The organism is Streptococcus sp. UBA632, from assembly GCF_002300045.1.
Taxonomy (GTDB): domain Bacteria; phylum Bacillota; class Bacilli; order Lactobacillales; family Streptococcaceae; genus Streptococcus; species Streptococcus alactolyticus.
Genome location: NZ_DBPA01000025.1, coordinates 1 through 11,027 on the forward strand (window position 1 = coordinate 1; position 11,027 = coordinate 11,027).

7 protein-coding genes and 1 pseudogene are annotated in these 11,027 nt (G+C 37.3%); all 8 read right to left on the reverse strand.

What is annotated here, in order from left to right:
- Positions 1–42: 42 nt before the first annotated feature.
- Positions 43–585, reverse strand: a complete 543-nt coding sequence (locus B3473_RS03170; RefSeq protein WP_293651178.1) for a GBS Bsp-like repeat-containing protein — start codon at positions 583–585, stop codon at positions 43–45.
- A gap of 65 nt (positions 586–650) precedes the next feature.
- Complete coding sequence (locus tag B3473_RS03175) at positions 651–1,577, reverse strand: glycosyltransferase family 2 protein (RefSeq protein WP_293651179.1); 927 nt, start codon at positions 1,575–1,577, stop codon at positions 651–653.
- 82 nt (positions 1,578–1,659) lie between these two features.
- Positions 1,660–3,210: a glycosyltransferase family 39 protein gene (locus B3473_RS03180; RefSeq protein WP_293651180.1), complete on the reverse strand. Its 1,551-nt coding sequence runs from the start codon at positions 3,208–3,210 to the stop codon at positions 1,660–1,662.
- A 47-nt stretch (positions 3,211–3,257) separates the two neighbouring features.
- Complete coding sequence (locus B3473_RS03185) at positions 3,258–4,529, reverse strand: hypothetical protein (RefSeq protein WP_293651181.1); 1,272 nt, start codon at positions 4,527–4,529, stop codon at positions 3,258–3,260.
- 2 nt (positions 4,530–4,531) lie between these two features.
- Positions 4,532–7,009, reverse strand: a complete 2,478-nt coding sequence (locus tag B3473_RS03190) for an LTA synthase family protein (RefSeq protein ID WP_349675896.1) — start codon at positions 7,007–7,009, stop codon at positions 4,532–4,534.
- Positions 7,010–7,017: 8 nt separating this feature from the next.
- Complete coding sequence (locus B3473_RS03195; protein WP_293651183.1) at positions 7,018–8,784, reverse strand: rhamnan synthesis F family protein; 1,767 nt, start codon at positions 8,782–8,784, stop codon at positions 7,018–7,020.
- The gene (locus B3473_RS03200) at positions 8,781–10,199 is read right to left on the reverse strand and encodes a glycosyltransferase family 2 protein (RefSeq protein WP_269725509.1); all 1,419 of its coding nucleotides are present in this window, start codon (positions 10,197–10,199) and stop codon (positions 8,781–8,783) included. Before B3473_RS03200 ends, B3473_RS03195 begins: the two co-directional genes overlap by 4 nt.
- A 33-nt stretch (positions 10,200–10,232) precedes the next feature.
- Positions 10,233–11,027: pseudogene (locus tag B3473_RS03205) on the reverse strand (ABC transporter ATP-binding protein); the annotation flags it as partial.

The window sequence follows — 11,027 nt, forward strand, 5'->3', positions numbered from 1 at the left end:
AGACCTTCTGTTGCCAGACCCTTTATGATTTTTTAAAGCAATCTACGTCAGCCCTTTGCCGTTATCGTCGTACCACCTTAAATCATCTTGGCCATTTTCCTCAGACCAAATGGCATATTTCACTTGGCCATTTGACGGGGCATAAATTTCTGTCGTCAGCTGAATGACCCCATCTTTGACCGAAACTTGAGGCGCACTAGGAGTGATCTTAGTATTATCTAAAACAAGTCCTGAACGACTTCCATCAAGGTAAGTGGTATAAACGTGCGTCACATAATTTCCAGCGCGATTGCCATGATTGGCTAAATGAAATTGAACACTGACTTGATCTTCGGTGATCGCGTTCGCGGAATACCATTTTAAGTCGTCCTGACCATTTTCTTCTGACCAGATAGCGACATCTATCTGCTTAATACCTTTACCGTTAGTGGATTGCTGTGCAGTGATGTCAAATGTTTTACTCACTGAATTAAAATCCGTTTTGGAAACCGTTGCTTCATCTAGCTGACTAGCCAGGACAGACGGCGACAAGTAAGCCGTTGACAACACAGCAGTTGATAACAATGCCGTTTTTAGTTTATTCAAAAAAGCTATTCTCCTTTTGGTATAGTGGTTACACTATACTAATTCGGAAAATAGCTTGTCTGTTGTTATCCTTTTTCTTTCACGATATAAACGGGACGTTTTTTGGTTTCAAGGAAAATTTTGGAAATGTATTTTCCAATAATACCAAGTGATAACAGCTGGATTCCACCGATGAACAAGATGATGCACACCAGGCTTGCCCAGCCATCTACACTGCCTCCAACCGTCAATTTACGCACGATAATGAAGATAACACCTAATATAGAAGCTAAAAATGAAGCCGCACCTGCCCAAAGAGACATATTAAGTGGTGCTTCAGAGAAGTTGATAAAACCTTCCATCGAGTACTTCAACAAACTCCAGAAGTTCCAAGATGTCTCACCAGCCACACGCTCACGGTTTTCATAAGCAATGTAAGTCACATTGTAACCAACCCATGAGAAAATCCCTTTAGAAAAGCGATTGACTTCTCCTAAATCTAAAATGCTATCGACAACTTGTCTTGTCATCAAGCGAAAATCACGCGCACCGTCAACCATTTCAGTATCTGATACTGCATTTATGATTTTATAAAACATCTTAGAAAAGAATGAACGAATAACAGGTTCGCCCTTACGGTCAGCACGACGTGTCCCAACGACATCATAACCTTCCAAAATCTTTTGATACATATCGATCAATAGTTCTGGCGGATCTTGCAAATCAGCGTCCATCACAGTAACAAGGTCCCCATCAGCAGCCACAAGACCTGCCAATAGTCCTGCTTCTTTCCCAAAATTACGTGAAAATGACAAATAATGTACATTGTCAAAACGCTTAGCAACATCTCGTAAAATAGTCAAGGTATCATCTTTTGATCCGTCATTAACAAAAATGTAATCAAAAATAAGCTGATCCTTCATCTGCTGCTCAACCTTTTGAGTTGCTTCTAAAAATGGATAAATAGTTTCTTGTTCATTGTAACAAGGAACGACAATAGATAATTTTTTCATTTTATTCCTAAGCCTTTCACCAGCTAGTTTACATATCGATTCTAGTATATCATAAAGTCTTTACAAAAAAAATGACGAAGGATTATTTCGTCATTTTAATCATCATGTCTTCTTTTTTTATTACCAAAGTCATCATATAATCCAGTCCTAATGCTGATAATGGCAATAATAGATAAACATATGGATAGACGTATTGACTCTTAGTTTCCCAAATCAAATGGAAGATGAAACCACCTGTTAAGTAAATCAACGGAATCAAAAGAAAGACTGTCATGCCATCTTTTTGACGGTATTGCGTCCAAATACTTGGAAGAACACTCACATATATCACCACCAATAATAAGGCAGAGAAATAATAAATGATCTGATAGGCTAATTTTCCTTGATAAATACTGGTCATTAAGCGACCTGTGATTTTTTGTCCCTCAACAGGCATCTTTGTAACAGGACCAGACCAAATGGATTCAAATAAGCTATCTGTCCATGTCGATAGAAATTTATTTTTAAAGAAATTCCAAGCGTAGTCTGGATGCTTCACCATATAAGTGACACGAGATACAATCTGTCTTTCGCTAGCTTCTTCAATCGCTTCAGCATCACCTTGATGTTCATTGTACACTGTTTCAACATAAGCATCATACCAACCCGCTACACGATTGTATATTGGAGTGTCATTCAATCCCATAGCTATCCAAGCAACCTTGGGTTCCCCATCTAAATGATCTACTCGGGCAACCTGCTGGTAGTAGCTTGAGATCGCACGGTTTCCTGCAATGATCGAAGCCAAAAGAATCACCATAAAAGCTAGGTTTTTCTTTGTTTTGTGATAGAGAAAATCTAACATTAAAACAATGAGAACGGTTATGATGAGAATGATGTAGTTATTTCTAATAATATCTGATAAGGATAAGAAAACAGTACTTAGTAACAAGTTAGACCATGATTTCTTATCAAAATATAATTGTAGGAAATACAAACCGATCAAGGCAAAGAACAAGCCGTAAGTTAGCCCATAAACAAACAAGATGTTAAATAAATGGGGTAAAAAAACAAAGGACAATAATAGAACGATTTTTGAAATATTATCTTTTTTAAAGAGATTTTGTGTGATTTTCCAAAGAAAGAAATTATCAGCTATCGCCATCACTAAGTTGATGATAAAGAATACTTTAACATTGCTTTCACCAAATAGGGTTAAAATGAGGCGTTCAAAACTAACTAAACCAAGTTGGTGAGGGTACTTATGAAGGTAACCTGATACTTCTGTCAAGATACTGTAATCCCCACGATTAAGCGCCTTAGCAGCTTCTAGGACTGCCAAAGCATCGTGACGAAGCACATCATTTTGGTGAAGAATCACATAAGCTCCTAAAGCAAGATAAAAAAGCGTCCCAAATAAGAATAAATAAGATTCTTTAACAAATGCCAACGAACGCAAGCAAAGATAGAGTAAGCCAATAAAAAGCACTAAACTCACGAAAAAAATTGGTCCGTTTGCTTGCATATTGGCCAATTCTGACCCATCCATTGGCATATTGGTTCTGACAAAAAGACTCGATAGGCCTAAAAGAAGAAATAGCAAGAATGACCATATCAGAACTGCTTTTTGCCCTAAAAACGCAAGAAATTTCAAAAGATTTCTCCTTATACAAAAGGGGTCTAGGACCCCAAAATCGTTAATTAACTTTTTTCAATGTTACGGGTATCATTACCAACAAAAGCTCGTTTTTGAAAATCACTATCCAACTCTTTTGCAATCATCACAACGACAATCAATAAAGATAAGATAAGTGGTGTATAAGTTCGAATTCCTGAAGCATAGATTGTTGGTGATAATGACACCGCCATTCGAGAAGCATAGCCAGCAATTAAAACGATAACTGCAGACAAGCCCTCAGCTCTATTTCTAAAAATGAAAAAGACAACTGCAGCAAGTACGCATAAAATCAAAGTATAAACAATCAAAGGATAGAGATTTTCCTTGATGCTAAAATAAGTGACATCCCCTCTCTTATTTTGGTCATCAATAACCCTTTGAACAGCTGTCAAGAGGCTTCCTAAGGCAAGTTTGTGAGCAACAACAGTGTAGATGACTGCTCCTGAAAGAAAGGCAGAGAAATATTGCTTTTTAACAATTGTTGCAATGACAAGAATGCCTAGAAAAATGAAGACAATGCTTAATTCAGAGGTTACCAAGAGCACGCGATTGGTTTCCAGATAACCTTTTAAGATTTTAATAAGCAAAGATAGTTTTTCAAATCCAGGGTACCACATTTCTGATTCAATGGCGACACGGTTATCAGAACCAGGTGCCAATAAACCTGAAAGAATACCCAAGAAAGAGATGGCCGTTGCCAGCAGATAAGTCATATCCATTTTTCGGTCTTTAATATAGGCACTGATGCAGAAGTAAAGGAATAAAATAAAGCTATAAACCGTAAATTGTTCTTGCATACAAGCAAAAAGCAAAAATGGCAAGGCAATGATGGTATAGCTTTGTTTCTTTTGTAGCAAGCAATACCAAGCAATGATAAAAGCAATCATTGGGAAGATGTAGTTTGTGACTGTTGCAATGAGGCCTGCTCCAGTGAAAAAGATACTAGGAAAGGCAATCAAGAACAAAATTGGGGTTACAAACTGCAATAACCAATACTTCTGCTTATTCAAAAAGATACCATTGAAACAGTAAAAGAATACCGCTAACGACACCAACATGGTGATATCAAAAATCAGATAGTGGCTAGACATAAACATGGTAACCGACTCAATAAGCAGACGGCTAGACCACGTTTGGTAACGATGAATAGCAAATTCAAAGAAGCCAAATTTTTGTGCCATACGAGCAAAATCGATTTGGTCACCAGCATCGTTAATATAAATGATAGACTCTAGTGTAAATAGAAGACTAACAAAAGTATAGTAGAGTGGTAAAATTATGTTTTTCTTTTTCATTTTTAATAACTCACTTTAAAAAAATTGTCGTGTTTTTTCAAATACCCTTTTCCTGAAACCAAATCATACTCAACTAGTTTTAAATAGTTAGCCATTTCTTTTTGTTCGTCTGTTAATTGGTCCTTGTCAACACTGGCGTTATTTAAAACATCTGTAAGCAAGGCATAATAAGGCGATACTTTAGAATTGGTTACCGCTAACAATTCTGCTGGAAAATCACTGGAATTGACTAGAGGATATGACAGCACTTCTGTCGGATAATTGCTCCAAATAAAATAATCGGTTTGATATTGGCCAGCTGGATTATCAGCAAAAGCACTTTGAGGATAAAAGCCAGGCAAATGATCGCCATAAAAGACAACCGTAATTTTCTTGTCCATTTGTGATAACTCTTGTAACCACTCTTGAGTTGCTAAATCTGTTTGATACAATAACTTGGCGTAATTATTCATGTAATAATTTTCGTTAGGAGAAAAACCATCTCCTGAACCGCCAACATCTGATTCTTCGTCCAAATTCCATGGGGAATGGTTTTGGTAAGTAATAACTGAGAAGAATTGATTTTTATTGGTATCAATGTTATCTAGCACAGTTTGATAAGTTGAGGCATCACTTGGATAAACACCATATTGCTCTAAATGTGTGGCATCTTCAGTCCCATTTTTCGCTGCAATAAAGGTATCAAAACCAAGTTTCCGATACACGTCGTTACGCGAATAGGTCAAGGCATCTCCTAAATGAATGACGTATCTATCATCAGGAGCGTAAAAATCACTAATAGATGGAATGTATTTCATCTTAGGCACAACGTCTGTGTATAAAGTTGAAACAGAACTTGAGAGGTTATACATCGGCAAACCTGTCAACGTTTCAAATTCCATATTAGCTGTTCCACCACCGTAGGCATCAGATTTCATTAAACCACTGGTTGTAGAGTCTTTAACCGAACGGATAACAGGAATAGGATCCGTGGTTAAATTGACACTGGTAATGCGAGATGGATCCGCAAAACTTTCACTTAGGACATAAATAACCGTTTGGTCCGCAATGTTGTTTGTGCGCGACGCATTGATGAGTTGTGCTTGCTCTGTGTATTTTTGAGCAATTTTTTCCATCGTTTCTTGACTGTAATCCTTTGGTTTTTCCATTGTTTTTGAAGTAACCTGTTTCAGCCAAACAAATGTTAATGAACGTTCACGCGCAACCGTTCCTTGTCCCATCCACTCGATATTTTCATAATTATTTAATCGCGATAAGACAGGAATATTGTCAGCGATATCGCCATCTTCTTGGTGGAAAAAGACTCCCAAGGTAAAAAGGAAAACCGCTAAAATGGCAACGACATTAGCCACTCTTAAACGCCAACTTGTCATAATGCGCCCCTGCAGTAAACGGTTCTTAAAGAAATAGAAGAAAACAGCTACAGCAGCCACAGCAAGTAGAAAATAAAGAATAACTTTAATGTCAATATAAGAAACAACAAGCCTAATATCCTTTATCCAAACCCAGTCACTAAACAACAGCGGTTCATTGCGCATGCTAAATTTGATGCTATTGACAATCGTAATAACACTTCCTAAGGCAACAATTAGAGTTGTTGTGCGTAAGAAATGGTTAATACTCACATAAAGCAAGACATTAAATAAGGTCAATGCACCGATTTGAAAGAGGGTGGCAGACGGAAAAATATAATGTCCTAGCACTTCACCATAACTTTTTATACCATACTGGAATAAATAGTTAAAAATCACAGCTAATAGAAGGCTAAAACCAAGGGCCACAGAGTAATTAATTGTCTTTTTCCGAATAGCCTTATAAGCCTTAAAAAGAATCGCAACTACTAGACCACATAAGACTAAGGTTGTTATAACGCAACCTGAAACCGTTAAGCAATAGGCAACGTAGTCTTTGTTTTCAATGAAATCAGCTACTTTTTCTGATAACATATCTAAAAATAGCGGCCCATTTAAAGCAAAAGAGGCAATCAAACCTGTCAAAATGACTTTGGAACCATCAAAACTATCCAAATAAGCCTCTATTCGGTTACTTAAATGAAGCCTATCCGACGTTCGAGCAATTAAAGCAGCTATTCCAAGAACAGGAACCAGTGTCGGCAAAAAGGATATTTGGAAAAAGCCATTGCTGAAAAGCTTCCACCAAATAAACTGGTCATTGTTTAGGTTTCTCGTGACAACTAAGAAATAAGAAACCACTAAATAAACAAGATACCCCTTAACAAGGTTGATTAAAAAGCTTCTCCTTATACCATTCGATAAATAAACGGCAAGTCCTAAAACAGATACGGTGTAAGCCACAATATTAAAAACATTAAGCGTTACAAACGATTCTGTTAAACGCCAACCACTATTTTTTAATAATGACGCATTAACCAGTGCTAAATTAGTATAAAATAAAAAGATAAATAAAACAATATAGTGTAAAACACTTAGCCAATTTATCTCTAGAAAAGTCTTCTTTATCCTTTCGTTCATGTCCTTGCTTTTTCTAATGTTCTGTTAAAGATGTATTTGATGGCTCTTGCTGGACCAATGACAATGTATTTCAATGCTCCTCTTATGCCACCTAGGTGATTAAAGTCAATAAAGGTATGTGGGGCACTGTCGCCACGTTCGTTGTATAATTTGTTATCGACAAATGGCGTGATAGCAATTGGATTTTGAACAATCCTGAAATCATAGTGTTCATTCCATGCAATGTAAACCAATAAACGTTCAATCGCGTGTAAAATAGAGTTTTGTGGCAATGGCTCTTCTGGCACATCTTCGTCTGTTAGACCTAGGTCAAACAGCGGTTTTAAAGCATCATATTTAAACCACACAAAAGTCCCATAACTCATGACAAAGGTGTGAAAACTATTAAAATCAATCGGTTTAGTCATGCCCATTTTTTGCCATAAATCATTCATTTCAGGAGCAATCAAATGTTCGTTCCACGCGTCAACAATCTTATTATATCTAAAGAAGGTTGGAATATCAGCAATGACCAAGCCTAATTTAGCATTGGCAAAATTAGCCAAGATATTATCCGCAGGTTTGATTAACATATCAATCAACTCATGTCGCCAAGATTCGCCTGCCCAAAAGTCTGCTTCTTTTGATTTTTTCGTGTGGAAATGCCCAACATAATCATAGTGTGACAAATGGTCTTTTAATTTTAGCATTGGTAAAACGTCACGGCCAATATTTCCTGTTACAAAAATCTGAGCTGTCTTGCCATTTTGGGTGAGAATCTCTTCGATTTCAGCCTTTTTAGCATCAATATCTGTTGTTATCAATAAGTCATACTGAAAATGGAAATGCTCAAAGGCTTTCAAGAAATCTTCCAACAAATTCACATAGAAAACGTGAAGATGCACAGCTATTTTTTTGTCATCCAAGGAAACGGCTGGCGCTTCTTTGAGGTATTTGCGAGCTAAAAGATACTTAAAGTCTGGATAATTGATTTCAGACATATGCGATACAATCAAATCAACGGGATAGTCTGATTTTCTAGCAATATCGTCTAAAAGATAGGGAGCGATGTGCTGATTGTTATCAATGGCTTTGACTTTGATAAATGGCACCTTGTGGTCCAAAATGGCTGTCGGATGATAGAATGAAAAATCAGCGTGAAGCATATGGCTTGCGTCTTCATTAACTGTATTGAACACCACACCATAGCGGAAGCCTGCGTCAACAAATTTGGTTGTTACTTGCGTTTCGTATTCATCAATAACCATTTGGACATCTGTGTATTCTTTGACATTTTCCCAGAATTCTCTAAAGGTATGCGAAAGAATGACAGGCTTTTTAAAGGTAATGAAATAACTTTGAATATGCTCACGAAAACCTTGTGTGTAGCGAGATTTTGGCGTTTCACGATTATTGGTCAAGCCCCAAAAGTCAACCGTTTCATCAGCTTCAAACTTCAAATAGTAATCCTTGATATCCCAAAGTGGTCCAAAGCAGGTATCATTCATAATAGTGATAGAATCATAGGTATCTAATTCATCAAAACCGACCTTAGCCATTCCATCACGCCAAGCAGCAAAGTCAAAACCTTTATTTTCACGCTGGATAAAGCTATCCATCAAACGTAAATCTGACAATTTTTGCTGGTCTTGCTCTGTCACTAAACTATTTGAAATGAAGACCACTTTAGAAAAAAGCGGACGCATTTTGGTTAATTGATAATAGACGTGTGAACTGATACGATTATACTTGTTAAAATGAACGTACAATAATAAACGTTTCATCTTTTTCTCCTAAAAAAGTTAATGATCGCAGTTGGAATGATCCAACGGCGTGAATGTGTAACGGAATTATAGGCAACGACCATGCGTTCTAATTCGTGCTTATAATACCGTTTTTTATCGTTAGCCTGTCTAAACTTAAACTTGTACTCTTGCAGCGTCTGGACTTGCTTTTCGAGTTTTAGCATTTCCTGAGTCAACACATTAGCAATGTAATCGTTTTGGTTAATATGGTCAACATTAAACATTTTGTACGATAATTCAAAGGCAGTGCTGTCTAGTATTGAAATATCATAACAAATTTGCGGGTCTGGGTGTTCAAACATTATAGACTGTTTGAGGGCCGTTCCATTTGTCGAAGAAGGCAAAACTTCTGTGCGATAATCTTTTGCTACAAGGGTTACGTATTGATAGAAACTAGGCAGTTCCGATAAATCCACCCGTAAGGCAACTGTTTCTTCAGGTACCTCAAAAGATATAGTATCCTGATACTGAAGTTGAAATTCCAAGGTCTGCTCTTGCGTGAACACATTTTCTTGATTGCTATAATAAATCGTAACCTTTTGCGAGTTGACATTAGAGTGTAGGAAATCTCTCTGAGATAACTCTTTTTCAAAATTATTATGACGCTCTAATAAGATACGAAGCACTTTTTTATAATTCGTGTTGGGGTATTTATCCAAATAAGCCAACTGGGTTCTCAATAAAGAATCAAAACGCTTATCTAATTTTTCTTTACTATTTGGTCGTGAATCCGATCCCTGATTGACACGATAAGCCACTGTTACTTCTGGCAAAAAGCAAAATTGCGTATGATTGAAGAGGTCCAACTGCAAGTTAAAGGTATCATCAGCCGTTCTCATGTCATCTTTTAGCATATCATTGACCAAAAGTATCACATCGCGCTGAATTAACCAAGTAGATGGTGCGGTGAAACCACGCGTGGCAATCATTTTTTCATAAGAATCTGATAAATCAACAATCTGTCGCGTAAAAACGTTATGTTCGACGGTTTTACCATCCACATCGACAAAATCAATATCTGTCCCACACCACTTGGATTCAGGATTCTTTTCTAAGAAAGCTAGCTGTTTGGCTAATTTACACTCGTCAATCCAGTAATCATCCCCATCACAACGGGCAATGTAGTCACCTTTTGTAGCAAGGCAAGCTCTATGCCAAGTTTCAGCAATCCCTAGATTGTGGTCATTATATAAGGTACGGATTATATCAGGATACTGCTCAGCGTATTTTTGGATAATGTCGCGTGACGCATCTGTTGAAGCATCATCGATCAGAAGGATTTCAAAATCGACATCTTTTTGGCTTAAGAAACTGTCGATAGCCTGCCCAATCCATTTTTCCTTATTATAAACCGTACAAACAATCGAAACTGTTGGATTTTTGTCAAAAGACATCGATCATCCCATCCTTTCTAAAAATACGATCTGTTATTCTGATAAAATATCCCATTTTCCGTTTCGTTGAATGATTCCTGTTGCTGAATCCAAGGCAGATAAATCATCTAACGGAATATCATCTCGGTTAACCACAATAAGAGGTGAGTTTTCTGAATTGGCAAAGGCATACATTTCTTTTGACTTACCAAGAATCGTTACTTCTAGGCGCAGTTTCATGTTGTTGACCTGACCTAAAGAGCAAGTGTAACGATAGGACTTATGCCCTGTTCCTGTTGTCGGAATGTTTGTGGCATTGTCATTGTACATCCAAATTCTGCGATCAATGTCCGTCAAAGAAAAGACAATATGCGTTTCAACATCTTTCAAAACATCATAAGAAATCTCAAATTCAATCTTATCTGTTGGCCTGATTTTATTTGGTGTCAACAATTCAACGGTTAAATTGTCCACGTAAGGTTCAACTTTTTTTTCTTCTTTTTCAGTTTCGTCATCTTCTTCTGTCATCACTTCTTGTGGTGCTGATGACACGGCATTATCAAAACTGTATTGGTTGGCAACATCTTCTGGATCACCATACGCTTTCACCAAACCATCTTCAATCAAAACAGCTCGGTTACAGTATTTTTTAACGGCTCCCATGTCATGCGTTACCAAAATGGTTGTTTTACCTGAGGCTTTACGCTCCATGAAGTAATCGTTACATTTTCGTTGGAAGGCTTCGTCACCAACCGCAAGCACTTCGTCAAGGATTAGGACATCTCCTTGCGCTTTAATCGCAACAGAAAAGGCTAGACGCACCTGCATACCACTTGAATAATTTTTGAG

Coding starts and splice junctions, on each gene's coding strand:
- B3473_RS03175 (WP_293651179.1), bottom strand. CDS start 1,577: ATGAAAAAATTATCTATTGTCGTTCCTTGTTACAATGAACAAGAAACT.
- B3473_RS03185 (WP_293651181.1), bottom strand. CDS start 4,529: ATGAAAAAGAAAAACATAATTTTACCACTCTACTATACTTTTGTTAGT.
- B3473_RS03195 (WP_293651183.1), bottom strand. CDS start 8,784: ATGAAACGTTTATTATTGTACGTTCATTTTAACAAGTATAATCGTATC.
- B3473_RS03200 (WP_269725509.1), bottom strand. CDS start 10,199: ATGTCTTTTGACAAAAATCCAACAGTTTCGATTGTTTGTACGGTTTAT.